At 27.4% G+C, this 25,166-nt stretch carries 24 protein-coding genes; 5 read left to right on the top strand and 19 right to left on the bottom strand.

All coding sequences use genetic code 11. The annotated features are described in order from the left end of the window. Nucleotides 1-60 precede the first annotated feature (60 nt). Complete coding sequence (locus tag AC2A4K_RS02875) at nt 61-846, top strand: MerR family transcriptional regulator (RefSeq protein ID WP_322504476.1); 786 nt, start codon at nt 61-63, stop codon at nt 844-846. Nucleotides 847-1,027: 181 nt separating this feature from the next. Here AC2A4K_RS02875 and AC2A4K_RS02870 read toward each other — a convergent pair whose 3' ends face one another. From AC2A4K_RS02870 to yiaY, 4 genes are all read right to left on the bottom strand, one after another. Further along, nucleotides 1,028-4,219 carry an endo-beta-N-acetylglucosaminidase gene (locus tag AC2A4K_RS02870; RefSeq protein WP_488458838.1) on the bottom strand — a complete coding sequence of 1,064 codons (3,192 nt, stop codon included), beginning with the start codon at nt 4,217-4,219 and terminating at the stop codon, nt 1,028-1,030. A gap of 295 nt (nt 4,220-4,514) precedes the next feature. Then, nucleotides 4,515-4,898 carry an SMU1112c/YaeR family gloxylase I-like metalloprotein gene (gene gloA2 / locus AC2A4K_RS02865; protein ID WP_322504478.1) on the bottom strand — a complete coding sequence of 128 codons (384 nt, stop codon included), beginning with the start codon at nt 4,896-4,898 and terminating at the stop codon, nt 4,515-4,517. A gap of 127 nt (nt 4,899-5,025) precedes the next feature. After that, nucleotides 5,026-5,349, bottom strand: coding sequence for a CGGC domain-containing protein (locus AC2A4K_RS02860; protein ID WP_322504479.1), 324 nt, complete (start codon nt 5,347-5,349; stop codon nt 5,026-5,028). Between the two features lie 306 nt (nt 5,350-5,655). Next, nucleotides 5,656-6,804, bottom strand: coding sequence for an L-threonine dehydrogenase (gene yiaY, locus AC2A4K_RS02855; RefSeq protein WP_322504480.1), 1,149 nt, complete (start codon nt 6,802-6,804; stop codon nt 5,656-5,658). A 185-nt stretch (nt 6,805-6,989) separates the two neighbouring features. On the opposite strand from yiaY, the gene AC2A4K_RS02850 reads away from it, so the two are divergent. Then, nucleotides 6,990-7,844, top strand: coding sequence for an AraC family transcriptional regulator (locus tag AC2A4K_RS02850; RefSeq protein WP_322504481.1), 855 nt, complete (start codon nt 6,990-6,992; stop codon nt 7,842-7,844). Nucleotides 7,845-8,279: 435 nt separating this feature from the next. Here the strand turns inward: AC2A4K_RS02850 and gloA are convergent, their stop codons facing one another. From gloA to AC2A4K_RS02795, 11 genes are all read right to left on the bottom strand, one after another. After that, nucleotides 8,280-8,660: a lactoylglutathione lyase gene (gene gloA / locus AC2A4K_RS02845; RefSeq protein WP_322504482.1), complete on the bottom strand. Its 381-nt coding sequence runs from the start codon at nt 8,658-8,660 to the stop codon at nt 8,280-8,282. A 173-nt stretch (nt 8,661-8,833) separates the two neighbouring features. Next, nucleotides 8,834-9,502, bottom strand: a complete 669-nt coding sequence (locus AC2A4K_RS02840; protein ID WP_322504483.1) for an ABC-2 transporter permease — start codon at nt 9,500-9,502, stop codon at nt 8,834-8,836. 1 nt (nt 9,503) lies between these two features. Continuing rightward, the gene (locus AC2A4K_RS02835) at nt 9,504-10,130 is read right to left on the bottom strand and encodes an ABC-2 transporter permease (protein ID WP_322504484.1); all 627 of its coding nucleotides are present in this window, start codon (nt 10,128-10,130) and stop codon (nt 9,504-9,506) included. Nucleotide 10,131: 1 nt separating this feature from the next. Beyond that, nucleotides 10,132-10,995 carry an ABC transporter ATP-binding protein gene (locus tag AC2A4K_RS02830; RefSeq protein ID WP_322504485.1) on the bottom strand — a complete coding sequence of 288 codons (864 nt, stop codon included), beginning with the start codon at nt 10,993-10,995 and terminating at the stop codon, nt 10,132-10,134. A 36-nt stretch (nt 10,996-11,031) separates the two neighbouring features. After that, nucleotides 11,032-11,403: a GntR family transcriptional regulator gene (locus tag AC2A4K_RS02825; RefSeq protein ID WP_322504486.1), complete on the bottom strand. Its 372-nt coding sequence runs from the start codon at nt 11,401-11,403 to the stop codon at nt 11,032-11,034. A gap of 136 nt (nt 11,404-11,539) precedes the next feature. Then, nucleotides 11,540-11,713 (bottom strand): (2Fe-2S)-binding protein, encoded by a 174-nt coding sequence (locus AC2A4K_RS02820; protein ID WP_322504487.1) that lies wholly within the window; start codon nt 11,711-11,713, stop codon nt 11,540-11,542. A 177-nt stretch (nt 11,714-11,890) separates the two neighbouring features. Further along, a complete protein-coding gene (locus tag AC2A4K_RS02815; protein ID WP_322504488.1) occupies nt 11,891-12,580 on the bottom strand; it encodes a nitrite/sulfite reductase domain-containing protein in 690 nt (229 codons plus the stop codon). A 563-nt stretch (nt 12,581-13,143) separates the two neighbouring features. Continuing rightward, nucleotides 13,144-13,821, bottom strand: a complete 678-nt coding sequence (locus tag AC2A4K_RS02810; protein WP_322504489.1) for an ABC transporter ATP-binding protein — start codon at nt 13,819-13,821, stop codon at nt 13,144-13,146. Then, nucleotides 13,821-15,416, bottom strand: coding sequence for an ABC transporter permease (locus AC2A4K_RS02805; protein WP_322504490.1), 1,596 nt, complete (start codon nt 15,414-15,416; stop codon nt 13,821-13,823). Before AC2A4K_RS02805 ends, AC2A4K_RS02810 begins: the two co-directional genes overlap by 1 nt. After that, nucleotides 15,416-16,468: a Fe(3+) ABC transporter substrate-binding protein gene (locus AC2A4K_RS02800; RefSeq protein ID WP_322504491.1), complete on the bottom strand. Its 1,053-nt coding sequence runs from the start codon at nt 16,466-16,468 to the stop codon at nt 15,416-15,418. Before AC2A4K_RS02800 ends, AC2A4K_RS02805 begins: the two co-directional genes overlap by 1 nt. Nucleotides 16,469-16,970: 502 nt before the next feature. Next, entirely contained in the window at nt 16,971-18,308 is a 1,338-nt protein-coding gene (locus AC2A4K_RS02795; protein WP_322504492.1) for a hemolysin family protein, read from the bottom strand. 891 nt (nt 18,309-19,199) lie between these two features. On the opposite strand from AC2A4K_RS02795, the gene AC2A4K_RS02790 reads away from it, so the two are divergent. Both AC2A4K_RS02790 and AC2A4K_RS02785 read left to right on the top strand, forming a co-directional pair. Then, entirely contained in the window at nt 19,200-19,616 is a 417-nt protein-coding gene (locus AC2A4K_RS02790) for a YtxH domain-containing protein (RefSeq protein ID WP_322504493.1), read from the top strand. A 6-nt stretch (nt 19,617-19,622) separates the two neighbouring features. Next, the gene (locus AC2A4K_RS02785; protein ID WP_322504494.1) at nt 19,623-19,958 is read left to right on the top strand and encodes a hypothetical protein; all 336 of its coding nucleotides are present in this window, start codon (nt 19,623-19,625) and stop codon (nt 19,956-19,958) included. A gap of 53 nt (nt 19,959-20,011) precedes the next feature. On the opposite strand, the gene AC2A4K_RS02780 is transcribed toward AC2A4K_RS02785, so the two are convergent. The 4 genes from AC2A4K_RS02780 to AC2A4K_RS02765 form a co-directional block, all read right to left on the bottom strand. After that, nucleotides 20,012-20,503: a GNAT family N-acetyltransferase gene (locus tag AC2A4K_RS02780; protein ID WP_322504495.1), complete on the bottom strand. Its 492-nt coding sequence runs from the start codon at nt 20,501-20,503 to the stop codon at nt 20,012-20,014. Between the two features lie 513 nt (nt 20,504-21,016). Beyond that, nucleotides 21,017-22,312, bottom strand: coding sequence for a WG repeat-containing protein (locus AC2A4K_RS02775; protein WP_322504496.1), 1,296 nt, complete (start codon nt 22,310-22,312; stop codon nt 21,017-21,019). Between the two features lie 91 nt (nt 22,313-22,403). Continuing rightward, nucleotides 22,404-23,243, bottom strand: a complete 840-nt coding sequence (locus AC2A4K_RS02770; protein ID WP_322504497.1) for an alpha/beta fold hydrolase — start codon at nt 23,241-23,243, stop codon at nt 22,404-22,406. A gap of 265 nt (nt 23,244-23,508) precedes the next feature. After that, on the bottom strand, nt 23,509-24,351 hold the full coding sequence (locus AC2A4K_RS02765) for a metallophosphoesterase (protein WP_322504498.1): 843 nt from the start codon (nt 24,349-24,351) through the stop codon (nt 23,509-23,511). 267 nt (nt 24,352-24,618) lie between these two features. On the opposite strand from AC2A4K_RS02765, the gene lepB reads away from it, so the two are divergent. Continuing rightward, nucleotides 24,619-25,161 carry a signal peptidase I gene (gene lepB, locus AC2A4K_RS02760; protein ID WP_322504499.1) on the top strand — a complete coding sequence of 181 codons (543 nt, stop codon included), beginning with the start codon at nt 24,619-24,621 and terminating at the stop codon, nt 25,159-25,161. Nucleotides 25,162-25,166 lie beyond the last annotated feature (5 nt).

Raw genomic sequence — 25,166 nt, 5'->3', positions numbered from 1 at the left:
TATAAACTCTAGTATAATACTAGAGTAAAGAATAAATTTTAAAATGAGGTGAGATTTTTTTTGGATAAACTTTTTTCCATAGGCGATGTTTCTAAAATAAATGAAATTTCCATAGATAGATTAAGAAATTACGATAAAATAGGATTGCTAGTTCCTTCTCATATAGATCCTAAAACTAATTATAGATATTATTCTGAAGATCAATTTAGAAAACTAAGATTTATAAAATATTTAAGAAAAATAGGAACTCCCTTAAAAGAAATTGATTTAATTTTAAATAAAAATACAGATTCTAAAGAATTCACAGATTTCCTAGATAACAAAATAAACTATATTGAAAAAGAAATTGAAAGTTTAGAAATAATTAAAGATGATATTTTAGAGCTTAAATTAAACTTTGAAAATAACATTAAGGTTAGTAATATTAACTATATTTATAAAAAACATTTTGATGAAAGATATGTACTAAAGAAAAGTATTAATAAGCCTATAAATTTTGTAGTTTCCCATAGAGAACAGGTTTTTTCAGAATTTAAAATGGAAATAAATAAAATTATTCAGAGTCGATCTTTTGAAAAGGGAATTTATATTAAAGGCTTAGGTGACAGAAGCAAGGATAGTTCAGAGATTTATTTTCTCTTAAAAGATTATAAAAAATTACATAACTTTGTTATACCTAAAGGCGAATATCTATGCCTTTCTTATGAAGAGGATCAAAGAAATAATGCTATATATGAACTTAAAAATTATATAGAAAAAAATAATATAATTATTAAAGGACCTATATTAAATGTGGTTCTTTCAACACTTCCAAAAGAATATTTTCAATTTCAAATAAGAATATAAAGTTCTTTTGTATGTTTAATAGCTTTTTATAATTTTTATCTAAATAAAATTCACATAAACTAGCTCTATCTTTAATTTATATTTTAAAGTTACAAATTACTTCTTAAGAATAATAAAACAAAAAAGAGATTATATTGAGCTCAATATAATCTCTAAAAATCTATTTATATAAAAATTATTATTAATTTAACATCTTTTCAGTAATAAATTGAACTTCATACTGATCAACTACTCCATCAAGATTTAAATCACTATTTATACTTAACTCATTGTCATTGTCTACATTTCCTTGATATCTTGAAACAAGAGCTAAGTCACCTAAATTTATTACACCATCCTTATTTATATCTCCAGTAAATTCATCAATAACTAGCTTGTTAAATCTATCTAAGGCATTTTCTAAGTCCTTAATAATATTTTTAACTTCTTCTTCTGAAGAATTCTCATTATTATAGACTCCTTCTGCACTGGTAATAAATTTTTCTAAATCAGCTTTTGCACCAATATGATAATTACCTATCTCCATACCTTCTACTGCATTTGATAAATCCTCTTTAGATGAATCTATTAATTTCTTTAAGTCATTTTTCACATTATAATCTATGCCATTTACTTCAACCTCATATATTCTAGCAGCACCGTCGCCCCCTTGTGTTGACTTATCAACTTTTAACTTCACATATCTTCCTTTAACAGGTTTAAAATTATCTAATGATGAAGCTCCCTGATTATCATTCTTTTTATAAACCTCTTCAAAGTTCTCTCCATCACTACTAACAGATAAAGTATATGCTCTAGTATTCATGGATTGGCTTTCCCCACCAGCTTGAGCATGCTTTATTCCCACACTTCCTATTAACTTATCTTCTCCTAAATCTATAGTTATCCAATGTGGTCCATTTCCAACAGCACACCACTTTGTATTATAACTACCATCAACTGCAAATCTTGGAGCCTCACTTCCACTAACATATCCTGAAGCCGTAGTAGATTTATTTAATGCCATATTATAAATGTTCTTGGCATCTTCTGTGACTACTATACCTTCTTCCATAATTTCAATGTCTTCTCCTGATGAATTTTTAGCTTTTAAAGTAACGGAATAAACTCCTTCTTTTTCATAGGTTACAGTAGGATTATCTTCTGTACTAGTTTCTATATTAGCTCCTTCAAATACCCACTCTACATTCTCAGTTACCTCACTACTAGTATTAGTAAATGTAACACTCTCTCCTGGTGCTACTAAGGTTTTAGATACTTCAAATTTAGCTTCTGGAGCCGGATATTCTGGCCATTCTAAGGTAGCAGTTTTACTATTTCCAGATTCATAATTTTTATTTATGGCAACAACTTCTATATCAGTATTGATTTCTTTAGAATTTACTCTCTTTAGATTTCCTACAAAGTAACTTGTATTTGGTGTTGCTCCTAAAAATTCTTTACTTCCATCTTCATTAACGCTGTAAACTTCATAGTGATTAATATTTTCTTTATTTCCATCTATAGTCCAAGAAAGTCTTAATCCAGCATTTATTCCTCCATTAAATTCTGCTTCATCTATAGAGAATGATTCTATATCTGCAACTTCACTGTGGTTATTATCTTTAACTGTTATATTTCCTAAATTAACTTTTATATTTTCTAAATTAGTATCACTAGATAACTTATAAGATATATTCTTTATTGATTTTCCTTCAAATGGTGACATATTATAAACAACCTTTGTCCAATCTATTCCTAAGTCTTTATCACCCTCTATTATTGCTTCACTTCCATCATGGAATTGTAAGACTAAATCAAGTTTAACCCCTTCATTATTTGCTTTAGCAACTGTTGAGAATTCAATATTTGATGGTATTAATAAATCTGCACTATATAGTTTTATTGTGGAAGACTTATTCTCACTTAAATTTCCTTCAAGCTTTATTGAGTTTCCTCCATAATAAGCTGTTTCAAAATCCATATCGGCTTTTAATAAGTTACCATCTTCATTATTTATTATCCACCTATAGGTAGGCATAATATCATTTAAACTTCTATTATTCCAAGGCTCCTCTGAAACAACTTCTCCATCAACATAATATGCTTCTCCATTTCCCATTGAAAAGTTTGTTATGAAAGGAATTGAATTAACTACTGTTTTCTCAACAGCATAATTTGAAAGTCCTCTCCAAGTTGAATTTGAAGCATTACTTAAAACTTCTGATGGGTCTCCCATCTTATTTACCCAAAATGTACTTTCTTTTTCCATAAATTCATCCTGTGAATTTGAAGAAAAATAAGTCCAACTTGGACAATATAATCCCAATGAAACGTATGGATTTTTCCCATTAGGAGCAAATTGATCCCAGCTTATTCCTGTGTTATATCCATTGGCTTGGACATCAATTCCTGCATATAAATCATATGGGTCAATTCCATTGTTGTTTGCGTAATCTCTTGAATTTCTTAAAAGATTTCCATAGCTCCACCAGAAATTTAGAAACATACTATCTGAAACCTTATTCCCAGCATCATCTACCATAAACATTTTGTTTCTATCATTTAATTGGTTTTGCCATGATATGCTTCCTGAATTTGTCATAGAATCATACCACATAATTTCAATGCCTTCTGGTGCATTTTCTTTAAAATATTTTATAAACTCTTGCATATCCTTTGCATCTTGAGAATTACCACCTGCTGTTTCTTGATTTATAAACCAACCATCGAATCCATATTCTACTGCTACTTCAATTAATTTATCAGCCATTGGAAAATTACCATTTTCATCTTTTTGAATAAATTCTTTTACCCAACTAAACTTTCCACCATAAGCTCCAGGTGGAAAAAATACTGTACCTAATACAGGAACTCCATTTTTATGTGCTGAATCTGTTACATCTGCACTTGGTGGAACTATTATTCCTTCTCCAGCTGACCCTCCCCAATATACTAATGAATCAATATATTGCCAATATGAAAATGTGTTTGAACTAAATTCATTAAAACCTTGAGACGGATTTCCAGTAGTACTCTCATTCATGATAGATAAGGCTGCTATTTTAACATCTTTACTTTGATTCTCATTAACAGTTTCTAAACGATCCTTATCTACTCTTTCAGCTAATGGAATTGTACTTTTATTAAAAACAGCATCTTTATCATTTTCTGGACTCCAATTTAACAAATCTTCTGGAAACCAATAAGATGCTATTGGTTGATTTGAAAACTCCTCTCTAGATTTTACTTCCCTCTCTGAAGAAACGTTAATATTACTTTCACCTGTTATGCCTTTAGCAAACGTTGTCATAGGACTTAATGCAACTGAACAAGCAATTATTGAACAAATTAGCTTTTTTTTATTCATTCCACCCTTTAATAACCTACACATACATTCTTTTCCCTCATTTCACATAATATTTACTTAACATAATATGTATATTATTTAAAGGTTCAATTTAGAACAAATAATTATACCCATATCTATTCTACTTTTAATTTTAACAATTATAATTTCTAAACTAATTTATAGCTATTAATTTATCTTGTAAATACCAAAAGAGGCTATATCAAAAAAACTTAAGATAAAGTTTATAAATATTCTAAAATTCCTAATCTATTTATAAGACTTTATTTTTTTATTTTGATATGACCTCTTTCAATCATATTTAAATTGATATTATTTTTTAAGATTCATAAAGTTCTATTGGTAATCCATCTGGATCACTAAAAAAGGTAAATCTCTTTCCAGTAAGCTCATCAACTCTTATGTCTTCAACTTCAATACCGTTACTTAAAAGATTTTCTACTTCTAATTTGATATCATCAACTTTAAAGGCTAAGTGTCTTAATCCACAAGCCTCTGGATAGCTTGGTCTTTTTGGAGGATTTTTAAATGAAAATAACTCTATTTGACATTCTCCAATCTTTAAATCAAGTTTGAAAGAATCCCTTTCTTCTCTGTAAACTTCTCTAATTATTTCAAGACCTAGTATATTAACATAGAAATTTTTAGATTTCTCATAATCTGAAGCAATAATTGCTACATGATGTATCTTCTTTAAATTCATTTAATACCTCCTCATTAATATAAACTAATTACTCAACTCTACTTCTATATAAGTATTAATTTTTATCTATTCATTTAGATATAATTAAAAGTTAATACCATCTTTAAAACATATTTATCATCAAATATTAATGTGTTCCGTGAACAATTTTAAATCCTTCTTTTTCTAAAATTCTTTCATGCTTTTTATAGTCATCACATTCAACTTCTATACAATGAGATATGTGTATTGTTTCAACACCATTCTTTTTTAATTGCTTTATTTTATGTATCCAATTTTCCCCTTCAACTAATGTATCCTTGCAGCCAACACAATAAAAGAAACTAGCTAAATCCTCTTTATTTTCTCCATAAATACTGAAGGCCGCTGTTGAATTATTATATGCCTTAAAGCACCCTGATGCAGCACACTTTCCTATCATTTTTCTACATGCCATTATAGCTATGCTCATTAAATCATTCCTTCCATTCTGTTATACACAGTTATTATACCATATGTTTTAAATAACACCTCAATAAATAGAAGGCGTCTTTTTACTTCTTTCAGAAGTGTCAATTCAAGATACCAAATTGAAAAATTGAACTTTTACTTAAAATTAAGCTATGTCTTAAGGACTAGCTAAGAATAAACACTGGTTTAAACCATAGCTTATTTTTAATTATAAAAAAGCTATATCAGAAACCTCTTAAATAAAATTATTGTAATTGGCTTCTAATATAGCTCATATATTATGAAATTTAATTAAGTGGCAATTTAATTACATAGCTTTTTTAAATATAGCTATTACTTCTTCTAAATTTCCTTTTCTTGGATTTGTTAATGCACAAGCATCATTTAAAGCATTAGTAGCTAAAGTTTCGAAGTCACTTTCTTTTACTCCTAATACTCCAAGACCTTCTGGGATTCCTACAGTTTGAGATAATGATTTTATCATATCTATGCAAAGATCTGCGCCTTGCTCATCTGTTAATCCTTCAATATTTCCACCCATTATCTTAGCTATTTTAGCTAATCTAGCGGCACTTGTAGCTTTATTGTACTCTTGAACATGTGGTAATAATATTGCATTACATACTCCATGAGGTAAGTTATAGAATCCACCTAATTGGTGAGCCATAGCATGAACGTATCCTAAACTTGCATTGTTAAATGCCATTCCTGCTAAGTATTCAGCATAAGCCATCATGTCTCTCGCTTCTACATCTTCTCCATTTTCAACAGCCTTAACTAGGTAAGTGCTTATAAGTTCTATAGCTTTCTCTGCGCAAGCATCTGTTATTGGTGTAGCCGCTGTTGAAACATAAGCCTCTATAGCGTGTGTTAAAGCATCCATACCTGTAGCTGCTGTTAATGATTTTGGCATAGCAAGCATTAACATTGGATCATTAACTGCTATAATTGGTGTTAAATGTTTATCAACTAAAGCCATTTTTATATGTCTTTCTTCATCTGTTATAATAGCGAATAAAGTCATTTCACTACCAGTACCAGCAGTTGTATTTATACCTACCATTGGTAATTGCGGCTTTTTAGATCTATCTACACCTTCATAGTCTTTAATTTCTCCACCATTAGTAGCTAATAAAGCTATTCCTTTAGCACAGTCATGAGCTGAACCTCCACCTAATGATATAACGAAATCACATTCTTTTTCTTTTAATAGGGCTAAACCATCATTAACATTTTTAACTGTTGGATTTGGTTTAGTTTCATCATATATTGCATATTCAATATTTTTACTATCTAAAACATCTGTTACCTTTTTAACTATTCCTATTTGTCCTAAAACTTTATCTGTTACTATTAAAGCTTTTTTAAATCCTAATTCTGCAACTTGTTCTCCAGCGTCTTTTAAGCAATCTGCTCCCATTAAACTTATAGCTGGCATAAAAAATTTATAACTCATATTCTCTTCCTCCAAGTCCTTCTCTCAAATGTATTCCCAATATTTATCCCCAAGTTATAATTTAATTTTAATTTAATGTTAAAAATTTAACTAATCGATTTTTTCAAAAAATATCTCATTTTTAAATCGACATAAATTGACAACCTTATCATAGCTTATATATTATTTATTATGAGGTGAATTTTATGGACAGATTTGACAGACAACTTGAGTTAGCAGATGGTATAGAAACTGAATATTTAAGAATTCTGTACTACACCTTTGATAAAAATTATAAAGATACATACAAATCCTATGAATATAAAAGATTATGTACCATAGTTGATGGAGAAAAAAATGTACGAATTAATAATGGAGAAAATATAACCTATGATTCATCTAAGTATATGCTCCTTCCTCCTAATTCAAGTGTAGAAATGAAAATTGAAAAGCCAACTAGGGCATTAGTTTTAGAATTAAATGAAGATTTAATAAATACAGTTTCAGAAAAACTCTCTTATGAATTAGATACAGATTTTAAAAACTCTAAACTAGAAAAACCTTTTTTTAGTGAAAATAATGAATTGATAGAATTGACAACTAAAAGAATTGTAGAAACTGCTACCAATGATACTACTCATAAAGAATTCTTACTTGATTTATATGCTCAAGAAATAACCTATAGTCTATTAAATACTAAAGGTGCTAAAGATATTATTTCTAATGATTTTAACAATCCAATAAGTCGTTCAATTCAAATAATGAAATCAAACTTAAAAAACAATATAACAGTTTCAGAAATTGCCTATGACCTTAATATGTCACTTCCTAGCTTTTCTTCTAAATTTAAAAAAGTTATGGGAATGACTCCTAATGACTATCTTACAAACTTAAAGCTTAATGAAGCTGCAAGACTTCTTAAATTAAGCTCAGTTACTGAAGTGGCATATGATTTAGGTTATGAAAACATTTCTCACTTCATAAGATTATTTAAAAAGAAGTTTGGACTAACTCCAAAACAATATTCTCTAAAATATGCTAAGGAAGGAATCAAAATTTAATACTATTTCAATTTATTTTTTAGTTGAATGTTGATTTTAGCTAGCCCTTCAAACCTAATTAATTTCTCAAAGAGTTTCTATTATCTATTCCAAAATAATAGAAACTCTAACTACTCATTAAGATGGTACTACAGTTCTATCTAAAATCAACATTAGTTTTAAAAATAACTTTATTTAAAAAATAAAATAACTGTATCAAAGCTTAAAATAATAAAACTTATAAATAATATGAAGAGAATATCTATATGAACTTTAGAATTTAAGCCATTACGTAGAAGATTTTGCGTTAAGAAGCGAAGCTGTTTGACCAACAGGAGTTCTGAGCTTTAGCAAACTCTTCGTAGTAATTGCTATAAATTCTTAGTGAAATCTAGTAATTCTCGGAATATATTTATAAGTTTTATTTTAAGTTACCTTTGATACAGACCCTTTATTTTAAAGTTTTATTACTTCTACTTTATATCCATCTGGATCAGTTACAAAGTAATATGTTGCAGCGCCATCTGAAAGACGTTTCATAGGTGTAACTTCATATCCTAAAGCTATGTGTCTCTCTCTTTCAGCTTCTACATCTTCTACTCCAACTGCTATATGACTAAATCCATTTCCTAAATCGTATGGCTTTTCTTGATCATAATTATAAGTTAATTCTACTTCATACCCATCTTCTTTATCTGAAAGATAAACTAAAGAGAACTTGTACTCTGGGTAATCTTTTCTTCTTGTTTCCTCAAGACCTAACGCCTCTTTGTAAAACTTTAAAGATTTATCTAAATCTTTTACTCTTATGCATGTGTGTAACATTTTGCTTGCCATTTTATACCCTCCATTATTATAAATAATATTTTTTATTATATATTACCATTTATGTACTATTACATCTATAAAAAAATCTATAGATAACTTTTAAATAACTATATAAAAATAGTATAGTTATTTCTAATATTATCTATAGACATATTTTTCAATATATTTATTAAGTTATCTAGTTATAATTCTTTTACAAGAAATTTATTTAATGAGAATTTGTATAAAATAAAGGACATAACTACTGCTATTACTGATAATATCCCTATGATAAGTGGTAATGAATTTAAAATATTTGAAATATCATAATTTATACTTTTTAAGAACTTTTCCACTAAAGAAAGTCCTATTATTAGAATAAATAACGGAATACTTCTTAAATAAGACATTGTACTACTTTCTGGATATACTATTGCCATACTAAATGTTATTGATGCGTATATATAGAAAAGTATAAATGCTAAAAGCAGGTTTAGAGAATTTACAATAATCTTTTCTCCAACGATAAAACTTACGCCTATACTAGCAATTATATTAGGCAAAGCAAATATTAAGAAAATTATTATAGGTAATATGAAGGCTGTTCCTACTACCTTTCTTGCATCGATTGGTAGTGATCTTAATAACCTATTTGTCATTGTCCCTTTATTGGTATTTTTAGCTACTATAAGATTAACACTAATCATTGAAGCTAATAAAGTAAAATAGATAAATATACTATTTATTAAAAACTCATAACGTTCTTTTGGTAAATCTATAAAAAAAGGAGAATATCCGAAGGCCATTGCAAAGATATATAGTATAGCTAACACTCTTATATTCTTCAAATCTTTAATTATTAAATTTTTCATATTACTTCACCTCACTTTTTTTATAAATAATCATAGAAACGATTAAAGATATTATTAAAGCTATTAGTCCAAATATTAACCCATATCCTCCTCTAGTAATATCGAATAAAGCCTGTAATTTTACATTTTCAAGACAATTAAATAACATTGAACCCATTATGGTTATTATCATGATGAAGATTATATTAAATACTCTATAAAATTTATAATTTATAACTAAATATATAGGTAAAGTTATTGCCACATAAAATAGTTGAATTGTTATACTAGGAAGTATCTCTCTTAATGTTAGCGTAAAGACATTTCCTGAAATCAAACCTAATATTGTACATAAAAAATATAAAAAGACATTAACTACTACCATATAAACTAATGTTGCTACATATTTACTAAAAACATAATCTGTTTTTTTCATTGGTAATGAATTTAGATATACATTGAATTTTGTTTTTCGTTCAACTTCAATTGGAATTATCATAAAATAAAATACGATAAAAGTTCCCATAGTGAACAAATAATTTAATCCTTGAGTTAATGCGAAAGTAACTCCTAGTAAAAGCATAACTATAATTGAACTCTTAATATATTTCTTTTGTATAAAAAAATCTAACTTAATCAATTCTTTCATACTATTTCACATCCTTTTTAGAGTAATAAACAACTATATCATCTAAAGTGGCTTTTTCAAAAATAATACTATCTTCACATATTGATTTTATTTTTCTCATATTCTTAGTTAACCCTTCAAAGTTATATCTTGTTTTTCTTAATCCAATTAATTCTTTTTCAATATCCTTATTTAAGGCATCTAAAGCACCTTTAACTATGAAATACTCCTCTAATAAAAGGTCTTTTTCTTTAGAAAATTCAATTTTCCCTTTATTTATAAATGTTATATAATCAGCTAATCTTTCAAGATCTGTTGTTATATGAGTTGAATAAAGAACTGAAACTTCTTCTTCACCTATTATTTCAAATAAAATATCAAGAAGTTCACTTCTAAAAACTGGATCTAATCCTGATGTTGGTTCATCTAATATTAAAAGTTCTGCTTTGTGTGAAAGTGCTATTGCTAAAGAAAATCTCATTTTTTGTCCCTTAGATAATTCTTTTAATTTCTTCTTTTCATTTAATTCAAATCTACTTATATAATACTTAAATTTTTCTTCATCCCATTTAGAATAAAAAGGTGCAATAATATTTTTATTTTCCTTTATAGTAAAATCCTCAAAAGCACAACAATCATCATAAACAAATCCAACTCTATCTTTTATTTCTATTTCATTTTTCTTAATATCCTCACCAAAGATATCTATCTCTCCACCATCTAGATGTATTAAATTCATGATTGCCTTTATAGTGGTTGTTTTTCCGGCTCCATTTGGACCTATTAACCCCATTACAAAGCCTTTAGGTATATTAAAACTCACATCTTTCAAAGAAAATTCTTTATAATTTTTACTTATATTCTTTACTTCAAGCACATTTTCCATATAAATTTTCCTCCTTAAACCTATCCCTTATTTTTTTTATAATTCCTTCAAAGTCTTAAGCATTCTAACTAGTTCCTCAAAGTCTAATCCTATGCTATTTGCTATATCTATTGCTTCACTAAATTTTTCTTCTATCTCCCTAAGTTTTTCTTCTATTAAAAGCTCTTTGTTTTGCTCTGCTACATATGACCCCTTACCAGGCAGAGTATATATAAATCCATCTCTCTCAAGCTCTTCATAAGCTCTCTTAGTTGTTATTACACTTACTCTAAGTTCAGAAGCTAAACTTCTTATTGATGGTAATGATGAATTCTCTTTTAATTCTCCTGATAAAATATCATTTTTTATAGCCTTAGCTATTTGTTCATAAATGGGTACCCCTGAAGTGTTTGAAACTACTATATTCAAAAACTCACCTCTTTCTGTGTATATACTGTATATATTCTTTATATACAGTATATACACCAATTCCATATAGTGTCAATATATTTTTTTAAATAAAAAAAGAGGTGCACAAAAACGTGCACCTCTTCGGTTTATATTATTATTTATTTTCTTCTATTAACTCTTCAATTTTACATTTGCATCTAGCGCCTCTACAAGCACCTGTTCCTGCTCCTGTTTTTTCTCCTACTTCTTCAAAAGAAAGAGCTCCATCTTTTATTGCCTCAACTATCTTCTCTTCTGAAACACCTTTACATAAACAAACATTTGCCATAACAAAAATTCTCCTCTCATTTTACCTGTATATTTTATATTCTTAATTTTTATTCTTAATTAATAATCTTTATCTTTAAACATATAATATCAGATAAAAATACTCAACGCACACATTATTTTAAGCTATTTTAAATGTTTTTAGATCATTTAGTTAAATTAGGATTGTTTTTCTTAATTATTCTAAGGTTTTCTTTTTAAAACTTTCAATTCCTATTCTATCTATAAAATCTCCTAGTTTTTCACCATCTTCTGCTTCTCCTTTGTAGACTTCAAAAATTTTATCCACAATTCTTAAAGCTTCTTTTTCATCTACATCCTTTATTAGTATATCCGCCATTCTAGGATTATATCCTGCTGAACCGCCAGCAGTTACTAAAAATCCTGTTTTATCAGCTATAACTCCAACATCCTTTGAATATACACTTCCACATGCATTTCTACATCCAGCAACTCCTATTTTAGTTCTACATGGCATATCCATATGCTTATATTTGTTTAAAAGTTTCATTCCAGTACCTATAGTATTGAATTTTGATCTTTTGCAGAATCCAGCTGGACACATCTCTACATTTTTTACTGAATTTTGTTTTTTAACAGCTGGTTCCATACCAAGTTCTTCCCAAATTTGTGGCAAATCTTCTCCATTTAAATTTGTTATTAGTATTCTCTGTCCTGAATTTATTTTAATAACTCCATTATATTTCTTAGCTACCTTAGCTATTTTTTCTAGTTGCTCAGGTGAGATAAATCCTCCTGGTATATGTGGAGTTATTCCAAAAGTTCTTTTTCCATCTCTAACCTTTTGTAAATTCCCATAATGAGTTCCACTAACCATCTTAGGTATTCCTATTCCTATGCCGTCCATAAAAACTCCTCCTCTATATAAAAACCTATGTAAAATATTAAAATCAACTTTATTAATGTTAGTATACACTAAAAAATCTTTTCCAAAAGTAACTCAGGTTACTAAGTTGATAAAAAACATGTTAATTCTAAATAAAATTTTATTTTTTCTCTTAACCTTATAAATTATACGAAAAATAACTCTTATCTTTTATTAGATCTATTAATAATAAGAGTTTTTTTTTTATTAAATTATCTTATATCTGACTAATTGGTTTTAGTAAAAAATAAAAAAGAATGTATCAAATAACTTAAAATAAAACCTATAATGCATTAAGATATTTTCCTAATACTATTTATGAGATTTATTATTTTAAGTTTTGATACATCCTATTTCTTAATCTCTCTTAACCCTTTTAAATACATTAGTCTTGTAAGATTGATTAAAGAATATAAATTATCTAATCCACTCTATAAAGTTATTATTTAATAAACCTATAATTTTAACTCTCCTATAGGCTTATCATTTAGACTTTATTTTAAACTGGTGTAATTTTTAACTAGGTCTAAAGAGCTAACTAAAAATCAACATTCACCTAAAGCAGAGCCACTCTTTATTATTTTTCCGTCTTTAAGCTCTATAAATTTATCTGCTAAAGCTTTAGCATCCTCTCTATCATGAGTGACAAATATAGATGTTATACCTGCCTTTCTCAATATTTCCTTTATCTCACTTCTTATTTTTTCTTGAAGATCTGCATCTAAATTTGAAAAAGGTTCATCTAATAACAATACTGAAGGTTTTGGTGCTATTGCTCTAGCTATGGCTACTCTTTGTTGTTGTCCCCCACTTAACTCATAAGGATACTTATCTTTATGCTCAATTAGGTTTACAAGGGTAAGCATTTCTGTGGCAATATTTTCTTTCTCATCTCTACTTTTTCCTTTTAATCCATACTGTATATTCTTTTTTACAGTCATATGAGGGAATAAAGCATAGTCTTGAAATACCATTCCTATGCCTCTGTTTTCTGGCTCAATAAATTTACCACTAGAAAAAACTATCTTATCACCAATTTTAATAGTTCCTCTATAAGCCTCTTCTAAACCAGCTATAATTCTTAGCATAGTACTTTTTCCACTACCACTTTCACCTAAAATAGCAAGTATTTCTCCCTTTTCTATTTCCATATTAAAATTCTCTATAGTATCTTTTTTAGAATTTCTATATTTAAAATGTAAATTCTTAATTTCTACAAACATTAAGCTTCCTCCTTATCAGCAACCTTATATAAAACATATATGGCAATAAAACTAACAAAAACTATTATTAAAGAAGGTATAGCTGATTCTGGTATCATTTCATCATTTGCATATTCAAATACCTTTGTTGATAATGTATAGAAATTAAAAGGTCTTAAAGTTAAAACTAAAGGCAATTCTTTTATTATATCAACGAAAGTTAAGGCAAAAGCCCCCAAAATCGCTGGTTTTAATAGGTGTATATCAACTTTAAAGAATGTTTTAGTAACTCCATACCCTAAAGTTCTAGATGCCTCAGTAAACTTATTTCCTATTTTCTCAAAACCACCTTCTATATTTTGATATCCTATTGCTAAAAATCTTACAACATATGCAAAAATCAACATTATTATACTAGTACTTAAAGCTAATCCTTTTATTCTACTATCTATATCCACAAAGAAAAGAATCATAGTTATAGCAACAACAGCTCCAGGAATTGAATATCCCATAAGTGTTACCTTTGCATAAGCCTTAGATAAAATTCCATTTCTAGTTCTAACATAATTAGCAACTATTAAAGCCATGATTACTATTAATAAACTACATCCTACTGCAAGCATTACTGAGTTCATTATCATGCTTAAAAATTGATTATAATAAATATTTTTATAACTCATAAATGCCCATGCTATCATTTGCATTACAGGGATCATAAATCCTAAGGCAAATATTATAATCACATAAGTAGTTGCTAAAACTCCTCCTAGTCCCTTTAGCTTCTTTCTTTTTATAGGTCTAACTTTTGTATTAGTAAAACTATATTTTTTTCTTCCTCTTAAAGCCTTTTCTCCTGAAAGTATAATGAATACAACAACCATAAGCATTCCAGCTAACCTTATAGCCGAATCAACATCTCCTAGAGAAATCCAACTTTTAAATATAGCTGAGCTGAATGTTTGAACCCCTAAATAAGAAACAACTCCATAATCACTTAAAACTTCTAAGGCTACTAAAGTAGCACCTGCTACTATTGCTCCCCTACTTATAGGCATAATAACTCTAAAGAATATTTCGATAGAATTGCTTCCTAAAAGTCTTGCACTTTCTATTAATCCAGCGGATTGTTTCTCTAGAAATGCTCTAGTAACCATATAAACATATGGAAATAAAAATAAAGTAAATATGAATATTGCTCCTTCAATTGACATAATATCAAAATACTTTTGATTTACTTCCATACCTAGAGTATTTCTAAAAAATCTTTGTATAACTCCAGTATAGCTAACCATTCCAGCATAAGTATATGCTCCAATATATGGTGGTATAGCTAATGGAAGTATTAAAGCCCATCTAAAGAATTTTCTAAATGGGAAATCATATGCTGATACAAGCCACGCAAGAGTTACCCCTATTATCACAGTTAATATTACTGTAAATACCACAACTATAATAGACGTGGTTACATAATCTTTTAGTAAATATTCTTTTATGTGATACCATGTTTTATTAGGCTTTTGAAATAAATGAATAATTATGTCTATATTAGGAAGTACAATCATCAAACTGATGATTGTACTTAAAATTGCCCAGCCATTAAATCTAAGCTTTTTCATTATTTCCACCCAACTTGGTCGAAAGTTAGGACTGCTTCTTCTTTAAAATCTCCTAATGTTTCAAAATTAACATCTTGAACAGTGAAATCTCCCCAAGATTTTTGAAGATCAGTTTTTTCTACTTTTTTATTTAATGCAAATTCTCCATTTTCCTCAGCATATGCTTTTTGAGCCTTTTCTTCAGTTAAGTATTCTAATAATGCTACTGCATTATCTTTATTTTTAGAATTCTTAGTTATAGCCCCAAAACTTAAATTCATATGTGTGTTTTCTGGGAATAAAACACCTACTTCTTTTCCAGCCTTTGCTTCCTCTTGATCTGATGATGTTATCATTTTAGCTATGTAATATGAATTCATAACACCTACATCACCAATTCCAGCCATTATAGCTTTAGCTTGATCTCTATCATTTCCTTCTGGAACTCTTGCAAAGTTATTAACCATTCCTTGAGCCCATTCCTTTGCTTTTTCTTCTCCGTTTAATTGAATAAATGATGAAAGTAAAGCTACATTGTATGATGAACTTGAACTTCTAACTAAAACTTTATCCTTAAATTCTGGCTTTGTTAAATCCTCATAAGTCTTTATTGATTCTGGATTTACTTTATCTTTATTATAAACAATCACTCTCGCTCTTGAAGTTAATCCAACCCAGTCTTTTCCTCTATATTCTTGTGGTATATTGTTCTCTATTTTTTCTGATGATATCTCTTGAATTAAATTTTTTCCTTTAAGTAAAGATATATTTTCAGCCCCCACTGTTAAAAATACATCTGCAGGTGAGTTTTCTCCTTCTCTAGCCATTCTTTCTATTAATTCATCACTTTTACCATCAACTAAATTTACCTTTATTCCTGTTTCAGCCTCAAAGTCATTAAATAGTTTTTTATCTACATCATAATGTCTTGCTGAGTAAACATTAACCACCTTTTCTCCTGATGCATTAGATGTATCTTGAGCTTCTGCTTTTTTAGATGAACATCCTGCTAAAATCCCCATAGCCATTATAGCTGTTACTGTTAACGCAACTAATTTTTTTCTTCTTAACATTTTATTTTTCCCCCTTAATTTATCCTTTAGTTTAAAATTTAGAGTTTACAAATTTACTCTAAATTAAGCCTCTATTTTTCCTGTCAGTTATCAATTCTAAGATTCCAACTTATTTGAGCTGTCACCAAGAATTGCTATGCTCCAAATAAATTCGACTAAAATTCAAAGTTCGCAAAACTTTTCTGAATTAAGTCTCATTTTAAATAAATCGATTACTAATTAGATGATAATGATTATCGTTATTTTAGTCAATGATTTTTATTATTAACGGATAAAAATTTTCACTTAGTACATATTATTGGTAAACTTTTCTTAAAAAAACTTTTAACATTATTATTTTTCTTATTAAAATAGTATTTAACATAAAACTTCTATTTAAAATTTTTTTCTAACTTATAAAAACAAAGAGCCTATAAATTATTTATCATAATTTATAAGCTCTTTAATCATTAAGTGTAAAACACTTTATCTATTTCAAATGAACTTTAATTCACTTTCCTTTTTAGTTATTTAATATAACATCTGAGTTAAAACTATCTGAATTGTTTAAACATATCTTAAGCTTTTCTATTCTCTTCTTATTTGTTTTACAAACTTGGAAAGAAAGATTGTTATATTCAACCATTTGATTTTCACTTTGCGGAATATTTCCTATTAAGTTAACAACAAAACCACCAATAGTCTCTATATTTTGACTTTCAAGATTTAGGTTTAAAAAATCATTTAATTTGTCTAATGTTAATAAACCATCAACTACATAGGTATTATTATCTATTTTATCTATGAAGTTCTCTGAGTCGTCATATTCATCTAATATATCACCCATAACTTCCTCAATTAAGTCTTCTATAGTAACAATTCCAGAAAAACCACCATATTCATCTATTATTACAGCCATATGTTGCTTACTATCTTGAAGTTCTTTAAATAAATCATCTATAGCTTTATTTTCAAGAACAAAGTAAGCTGGTCGTATTAATTGATCTAATTTAATGTTATCAACCCCAACTTTTACAACAGCTTCAAAAAAGTCTTTTAGATAAAGTATTCCTACTATATTATCTCTAGTTTCACTATAAACAGGAACTCTTGAAAATTGCTCACTTATAAGTTTCTTAGCAATTGTTTCATTTGGAGTTGATGATTTTATAGCAAAGACTTCTCCTCTTGGAGTCATAACTTCTTTAACAACTTTGTGATCAAATTCAAATATATTATCTAACATATCTTTTTCGGTTTTATCAATTACACCATTTTCTTGTCCTATACTTATCATAGATTTTATTTCATCTTTAGATACACTTTCTTGGCTTTCAGCTTTATTTAAACCTAAAATCATTATAAAAAAGTTTGTTGATGCTGAAAGAATCTTTACAAATGGTGTTGATATTTTAGAAATAAAATTGATTGGTCTTATAGCCATTAAAGCAATTTCTTCTGGCTTCTGTAATGCAATTCTCTTTGGAAGTAATTCTCCAAATACTAAAGTTATATAGGACAAAAGTACAGTTATAAGTATAACTGATATCTCGTTGCTATATGGAATATTTAGCTTGTACATGAATTGCGCTAGAGTTTCTGAAATGCTAGTCGCTGCTGATGCACTGGCAAAAAATCCTGCAAATGTTATTCCTATTTGAATAGTAGATAAAAAGTTGCCAGGTGATTTTAAAACCTTTCTTAATAAAAGTGCTTTTTTATTACCTTTCTCTGCAAGCATCTTTATCTTAGATTTATTTACAGATACCATAGCCATCTCTGCAGCTGCAAAGAATGCATTAATTAAGATAAGAAATAATATTAGAATAATTTTTGGTAAAATACTGGGACTCGGGTCCATCCTTTAACTCCTCCTCTAAAAAAATGAATTTTGATTTATTTATCTTATTTACCATTTCAAAACTTATTGTTAAAACAGTAACAATAAGATATTCAATTTTAGACCATAATACCATACTGGTACGTTTTATTCAATTATATAATATGCACAATTTAGCCTAAATTATACTAAATAAATAATTTAAGTCACTTATATTATTTATTACATATACTTGAAATATAATACTCTCATATTTAACTTATATGATCTTTCCTACATATAATAAAATAAGACTTAATTTATCTTAAGTTTTCACTATTTTAGAAGTTTAGTTAACTTTCTCTAAAATATATATTTGCTTATTAATAATTTTACAAGCTGTAGCTTTCAAGTTTATAAGGACTTAATCATTCCCCCTATTCCCTTTTTTATAATAAATAATATGAGTAAGGTGGTTTATTGTGAAAGAAAATTTGAATCTCTTTAAATTCATTCTTGGAACAACTATTCTCTTGTGTAACACTGGCAAAGATATAATTCTAAATTCAATAAAATACACCAAAACAACATTAAAAGCTAAAATATATAGAAAGAGGAAATAATGAATAGAATTCTAATAATCATAACTAACAAATTCAAATAGAAATCTATAAATAAAAAATTATTTATAGATTTTTATTTACAAGCTTATAATTAAATAAAATTTAATATATAGATCAAAATATTATATAATTTTTATTTAATATAAATGTATATAAAGCTTATTGATAGTATATTACATTTTCTTAGAACAAACTTCAAAATATGTTTCTATAAGATAAATATATTAAGTAATAATTATTATTGATTTTTTTATACTGTATAGTATAATTTAATTAAACGAAACGAAAAATTTATTGGGAGGTACTAATTATGAGTTTATCAAGATTAATCGAAGAAAAAAGAAAAGCTAAAGCAAGAGTAGAAAGAAACAAAAAAGCTAAATTTGCAGTAACTGGTGCAGCTATTGGAACATTAGCAGGGGTATTAGGTGGTGTATTATTAGCTCCTAAATCAGGAAAAGAAACTAGAAATGATATAAAAGAGGGTTCAAAGAAAGCAGCTCAAAAATTAAATGATAAAACTTCTGAATTAAGAGAAAACTTAAATACACAAGTTACAAAAGGAAAAGAAAATGTTTGTGAAGCTAAAAGCAAAATAAGAGAATACCTTAATAGCAAAAAAGGTACAAACACTAAGGAAGCTGTAGAAGAAAATTTAGACGAACCTGTTGAAGTTGCAGATGAAATTGCTGCTACTGAAACTGAAGAAGTTAAAGAAGATAAATAGTAGCCTATGTATATAGATTTAAATGTAATTTATTTATTGTTAGCTGTATTAGGTTGTGTGGCTATAGTTTATTTAATATTAACTTTAAATAAAGTATTAAAGTTAATATCAAATATAAATAGCCTCTTAGATCAAAATAAGGACAACCTAAATAAAACTATTCAAGATCTACCTACTATAGCTAGCAATCTTAATGATACATGTCAAAACGTTAAGGATATATCAGATGTTGCAACTGAAACTACAGCAGAATTAATCGTTGCTAAAGAAAATATAGAATCTAATGTTGAAACTGTAAGAGAAATAGCTAAAATAATTAATCAAATTTTCTTTAAAAAATAAAAGAACCCATTCCAATCTAAATCTCTGAAGATTTCTTTGGAATGGGTTTTTAATTAACCAAGTTTTTCAAAGCCTAAATTTTCAAAAAAGCCTACAGACTTATCATTATCTGCCTCTAAATTAATTCTAGTAGCGCCCTCTATATCATTAACTATTTTATATGCCTTTGATATAAGCACCTTACCAAAGCCTTGTCCCTGATATTTTGGAACAATAGCTAAATATTTAATCTCTTGAACTCCTATCTCTTCTGTGGCACTAGGCAAAACCATAACGGTTCCTATTCTCTCACCATTTTCATTTTCAAGAAATGTACATCTTTTTGAAAATTCCCTTCTAAATTTATCAACTTCCTTAAAAACAGCTCTTACAGCTAACTGATAATCTTTAAATGCACCTGCTGAATATTGAATATATGCCCAGTTATTCTCATCACCAGGTCTAAATTCAGTGAATCTATACCCACTAGGCAGGGAGGTACTGTAAATTTTTTCTAGTTTATTCTTTGCCATAAAAGACTTTTTACTATTTTCTTTATTCTCCATTTCCTATCCCTCCTATAAAATCTTATATTAAGAAATATAACAAATCTTATTTTACTTATATGTATGATTACTCACAGAAAAAATGAGTTTTTACTATGTAAAATTTAATTAAGGCATCTCTTTTAAGTGTTTAGTTTAAAATCTTATAATTTTTTAAATAATAATTTTAACTTACTAATTATAATATGAGTTGCCATAATCATTTACATTAAATTATAGAGCTTTTTTAACATGATTTCCAGTAACTTATTCTTCATTAAAAACCATGAATACTCACTTTATGAATATTTATCATATTATGCTACTTAATCTCATTGTATTTTTTTCAAATACTTGAAATTATAAACTTTATCTAGAAATTAATATCTTTTTTAAGTTTAATGATTACTCTTCAAATAATTTTATAAAAATTAAAGGTTCTTATTAAGCACTATTTAATATAGTAAGACTTAATAAAAACCTTCTCTAATAACAAAATTTAACTTCTCTTATTATTTATTTTTAAAATAAAAATTAATATAATATTTTTCCTGTAGAATCCAAGTATGAATAAGTTCCATCCTTATCTACTAAGATAACATCTTTTGATATAACCCTTATATCACTATATTCCTCTTCTAAAATTACACTGCCGTCCTCTTTAAGTAACCCTTTTTTTCCCTCTTGGTTAACAGAAACTATTAATCCACTAGGAGAAACTTCTAAAGAAGCATAATCCTTCTTCTCAAGATTCTTAATTTCTTCTCCCTTAGTATTTATAACAGACATATATTTTGATTCTCCATCTAAAATATCAACAACAGCAAGTCCACTGTCACTAAATCCATTTATAGATATGTTATTTTCAAAGTTTATTTCACTTTCTATTTCATTTCCCTCTTTATCAATTATTATATGCTTTCCGTCTTTTCTAGCAAATGCAAAGCCCTTATTCATTTCCGTTACTCCATCAAAGTCTGGCATTATAGCCCAAGCTCCTTCTTTGTCTAAAAAGCCTATTCCTGTTTCATCTAGCCTTGCAGGTGCTACCCCTTCATTCATTGGCCCAACGTAAAAATATTCTATTGGAACTATAACTTCTCCCTTTTCATTTAAAGCTCCACAAAGATTTCCTTTTGACACCGGAATAAATCCTTCATTCATGGTTCCTATAGAAGTGTACTCACAAGGTACTATTTCATTTCCATCAGGGTCTAAAAGCCCATACAATTTATTTTTCTGAACTAATATATATCCATCTCCAATATCTGAAGAAATAACATCATATCTTCCTGGTTCAACCACAACTTCACCATCAATATTTATTATTCCAGTTGATTTTAATGTTTTACCAGACTCAGCTAAAGACTCTATGGCTTCTGTGGTATTTTCATTAGTTAAAATTTCATTAGCTAACTTTTCATACCTTATAAGCTTATCACTTAAAGGCGATAAGACTCCGTCCTCTTTCTCTACTAGTGTTTTCCCTCTTTGATTTATGATTTTATATTTATCACCATCTTTAACACCAGCCATTCCGTAAGTAAACTCACTACCTTTCTCAAATTTAAAATCTATAGATTTTTTCCCATTTTTATCTATATACCCAATTTTTCCTTCATATCCTTTTTCCATAAGTATTTCTCCATCTTCTGTTATACCAAACATTCCTGGCTTAGAATTTCTTAAAGATTTTGTAGACTTATCCTCTGTTACAATATAAAGTTCATCTTCTGCTTTTTCCTTAGCACTGCTTGTTCCACAACCAGTTAATACTGATGTAAATAATATAGTAGTCATCGCCATACAACAAATACTTTTTAGTCTCATATTAAACTCTCCCCTTAAATATACCCTCCTATTATTTTAATTAACTTTTGTCTCTTAAAATATTTATCTCTTAGCTTTTTACAAAAATATTTTATGTAAAGTTATATTTGCATACATATTTTCTTCTTTCTTTTGTAGTTAACATATATCCATGGTTGTTTACTAAAAAGTTTAATGCAAGATTATTAAAATTTTCAAAAGAATCAATATTACATATATGACCACAATTTTTAAAAATAACAATATCTTCTTTTGGTACAAACCTTTTAATAGTTGGCAAGAAAACATGATCTTGATCTCCCATAATAAAAATCTTCTTAATATGACTTTTACTATATTTATAATTTTCCAAGTGTTTCCTCATAAGTTCAACCCATCTAAAACATTCATTTTTATCTAATTTTTCAGAAGCTTTTAAGAATATACTTCTTGAAAGCTTATGATTTTTACATGGCATTGACATATAAGCTACAATTTTATAAAAAATTTCTCTTGGAATAATATTCTTGGCACAAATAGCTAAATTTAAACAAAGTTTAGATTTTAAATTCATTCCCACGATTCCTCCACCTAATATCATTGAAGAAATTCTCTCTGGAAAATATTTTTCAAACTGCATTGCAACTATAGTACCAAGAGATATACCTAATACATTTACTTTTTCTATATTCAAACTATTTATTACCTCTATGATATCCTCACAAATGTATTTAAAGCATATTTCACCTTTAGTTTTTTTCATATTTTCTAAAGTATGATTTTGTGAATTTCCATGGCCATGAAGGTCTATTAAAAGCAAATTATAATTTTCTGAAAGTACATCTACTTGCTTTTTAAATATATTTAAATTCCCACCTATTCCATGAAGCATCAGAATCCATTCTTTATCATTGTGGAGATATTTATTATTTACTACCTTATGATATAGCATACATATTACACTCCTTAATATTCTGATTTAAAAGCTTTTCACATTTTGTCTTATGATCTAGTAACTCTTAACTTTAATTAGAAAAATTAAAAGTCATATTATTTAGATAAATTCGGCTAAAATTCAGAGTTCTCAAAGCTCTACTGAATTAAGTCTCATTTTATATTGCTTAAATTCTATCACCTTTTGTGGTGGTATGTAGCAATATCTATGATATTTGAACAAAATTTTACATAGCATTAACATTGTTTAAATCTATGCAATATTACCTTATAGTAACTAAGGTTATTTCCGGTCTGTTTTTAATTCTTATCCTAAAAAATTTATTTCCAAGTCCTCTACTTAAAATCATAGAAGAATCTCTCTCTATAAAAATCCCCTTTTTTCTTTCCATAAGATTATTAAAAATATATCTATTTATTATTCTGCTATATCCTGAAAAAGTTATATCGCTACCCCACTTTACATAAGCTTCAAAATTTATAACATCATTTGTTAAGACAATATTGAACTCACTTCTATTAGGCTCCCCCAATTTATTTTCTATCTCTTCCCTTGAAAAAGTAATATCATTATTCTTTTCTTTGAAAGAGTATTTTTTTATTTCATCTTCCCCTATAAGAATCCCATAAATATTTAATTTATCTTCCTTTTTTATTAAAGAAACTTTATTATTGTTTAAAAGTATTATTCCAGCTTCTTTTAATTTTTCTAAATAAATTTTATATTTATTATTCTTTTCATTCTCTAAAGTAAGTGGGCTTTCTATTGCATAATAAATTGGATAAAAACTTCTTAATTTTTTACAAAGCTCTAAAAAAACAAAATCTTTATCTAGTCTAGCTGTAAGCATATTCCCTGTAGTAACTATAATATCTGGTTTTAAAAGTTGTATTTTCTCTATAAGTCTATAATTATCAATTCCGAAACTTTTGCCATATAAATTATTTAAATGTAATATTTTAAATCCCCTAAAAGCCAAGGGAGTTTTTCTAGTAAATAACTCATATTCTTTTATTGCTATACTATTATTTTCATATATTAAATAAGTAGTTGCTGCAATACCTAAAATCGAAGTGATCTTCAACCAATCCGAAACCTCATTCATATTAACCTCTTATTTTTTTGTTCTTATATTTTATATATGTAAATATTTTTTTATTTAAAACTTTTAATCCAAATACATTTTATTACATTTATTCAAATTTATTGATTTTTATGGTATTATTATTTTAAGACAGGAGGTGCCTTGTTGCAATTCATATTCTTTTATCTAAAAACTATAAATTATATATTACTTTTAAAATTAAAACTAATAAGTTTTTAGATAAATTTGATAAAATTCAATATAATATTTAAGGCAACATAATATTTTATGAGTTCATTATCTGAAAGAAATGTATCTACTTTTAAAAAGAAATCATACTTAAGGATAAAGGATGTAATAATTTTTTTCATAGTTGTTTTTGGAGTTTCCTACTTTATAAATAATTATCTATTTTTTAAAGCATATATTCCTACTGGATCAATGAAACCAACAATAATGGAAGAGGATGAAGTGCTTGTTAGTAAAATTTTTACTAGTGTAAATAGAGGTGATATATTTGTATTTAGTCATGAATCTTCTAAAGAACTACTTATAAAAAGAGTTATTGGTCTTCCTGGGGAAAAAGTTGAGATAAAAGATGGTATTGTGTACGTAAATGATATTTTAATTGATGAACCATACGTAAAAAATAATGAAATATTGAATAAAACTTTTAATGTTCCTCAAGGACATTATTTGTTTTTTGGAGATAACAGGGCACGTTCAGAAGATGCGAGGAAATGGGAAAATCCTTATGTTCCCAAAAAAGATTTAGATGGAAAAGCCTTTTTTACTATATACCCAAGAGAAAGAATAGGCCTTTTAAAATAAAAGGC

The organism is Clostridium sp. LIBA-8841, assembly GCF_057782475.1.
The sequence above is the reverse complement of the archived record's forward strand: the minus strand, read 5'-3'. Positions and strand labels throughout refer to the sequence as shown.

What these genes read in the sequence shown, in the direction of transcription:
- AC2A4K_RS02870 (WP_488458838.1), bottom strand. Translation starts at nt 4,219, where the DNA reads ATGTGTAGGTTATTAAAGGGTGGAATGAATAAAAAAAAGCTAATTTGT.
- gloA2 (WP_322504478.1), bottom strand. Translation starts at nt 4,898, where the DNA reads ATGAATTTAAAGAAGATACATCATGTAGCAATTATTGCTTCAGATTAT.
- AC2A4K_RS02860 (WP_322504479.1), bottom strand. Translation starts at nt 5,349, where the DNA reads ATGAGCATAGCTATAATGGCATGTAGAAAAATGATAGGAAAGTGTGCT.
- yiaY (WP_322504480.1), bottom strand. Translation starts at nt 6,804, where the DNA reads ATGAGTTATAAATTTTTTATGCCAGCTATAAGTTTAATGGGAGCAGAT.
- AC2A4K_RS02850 (WP_322504481.1), top strand. Translation starts at nt 6,990, where the DNA reads ATGGACAGATTTGACAGACAACTTGAGTTAGCAGATGGTATAGAAACT.
- gloA (WP_322504482.1), bottom strand. Translation starts at nt 8,660, where the DNA reads ATGGCAAGCAAAATGTTACACACATGCATAAGAGTAAAAGATTTAGAT.
- AC2A4K_RS02840 (WP_322504483.1), bottom strand. Translation starts at nt 9,502, where the DNA reads ATGAAAAATTTAATAATTAAAGATTTGAAGAATATAAGAGTGTTAGCT.
- AC2A4K_RS02835 (WP_322504484.1), bottom strand. Translation starts at nt 10,130, where the DNA reads ATGAAAGAATTGATTAAGTTAGATTTTTTTATACAAAAGAAATATATT.
- AC2A4K_RS02830 (WP_322504485.1), bottom strand. Translation starts at nt 10,995, where the DNA reads ATGGAAAATGTGCTTGAAGTAAAGAATATAAGTAAAAATTATAAAGAA.
- AC2A4K_RS02820 (WP_322504487.1), bottom strand. Translation starts at nt 11,713, where the DNA reads ATGGCAAATGTTTGTTTATGTAAAGGTGTTTCAGAAGAGAAGATAGTT.
- AC2A4K_RS02815 (WP_322504488.1), bottom strand. Translation starts at nt 12,580, where the DNA reads ATGGACGGCATAGGAATAGGAATACCTAAGATGGTTAGTGGAACTCAT.
- AC2A4K_RS02810 (WP_322504489.1), bottom strand. Translation starts at nt 13,821, where the DNA reads ATGTTTGTAGAAATTAAGAATTTACATTTTAAATATAGAAATTCTAAA.
- AC2A4K_RS02805 (WP_322504490.1), bottom strand. Translation starts at nt 15,416, where the DNA reads ATGAAAAAGCTTAGATTTAATGGCTGGGCAATTTTAAGTACAATCATC.
- AC2A4K_RS02800 (WP_322504491.1), bottom strand. Translation starts at nt 16,468, where the DNA reads ATGTTAAGAAGAAAAAAATTAGTTGCGTTAACAGTAACAGCTATAATG.
- AC2A4K_RS02795 (WP_322504492.1), bottom strand. Translation starts at nt 18,308, where the DNA reads ATGGACCCGAGTCCCAGTATTTTACCAAAAATTATTCTAATATTATTT.
- AC2A4K_RS02790 (WP_322504493.1), top strand. Translation starts at nt 19,200, where the DNA reads ATGAGTTTATCAAGATTAATCGAAGAAAAAAGAAAAGCTAAAGCAAGA.
- AC2A4K_RS02785 (WP_322504494.1), top strand. Translation starts at nt 19,623, where the DNA reads ATGTATATAGATTTAAATGTAATTTATTTATTGTTAGCTGTATTAGGT.
- AC2A4K_RS02780 (WP_322504495.1), bottom strand. Translation starts at nt 20,503, where the DNA reads ATGGAGAATAAAGAAAATAGTAAAAAGTCTTTTATGGCAAAGAATAAA.
- AC2A4K_RS02775 (WP_322504496.1), bottom strand. Translation starts at nt 22,312, where the DNA reads ATGAGACTAAAAAGTATTTGTTGTATGGCGATGACTACTATATTATTT.
- AC2A4K_RS02770 (WP_322504497.1), bottom strand. Translation starts at nt 23,243, where the DNA reads ATGCTATATCATAAGGTAGTAAATAATAAATATCTCCACAATGATAAA.
- AC2A4K_RS02765 (WP_322504498.1), bottom strand. Translation starts at nt 24,351, where the DNA reads ATGAATGAGGTTTCGGATTGGTTGAAGATCACTTCGATTTTAGGTATT.
- lepB (WP_322504499.1), top strand. Translation starts at nt 24,619, where the DNA reads ATGAGTTCATTATCTGAAAGAAATGTATCTACTTTTAAAAAGAAATCA.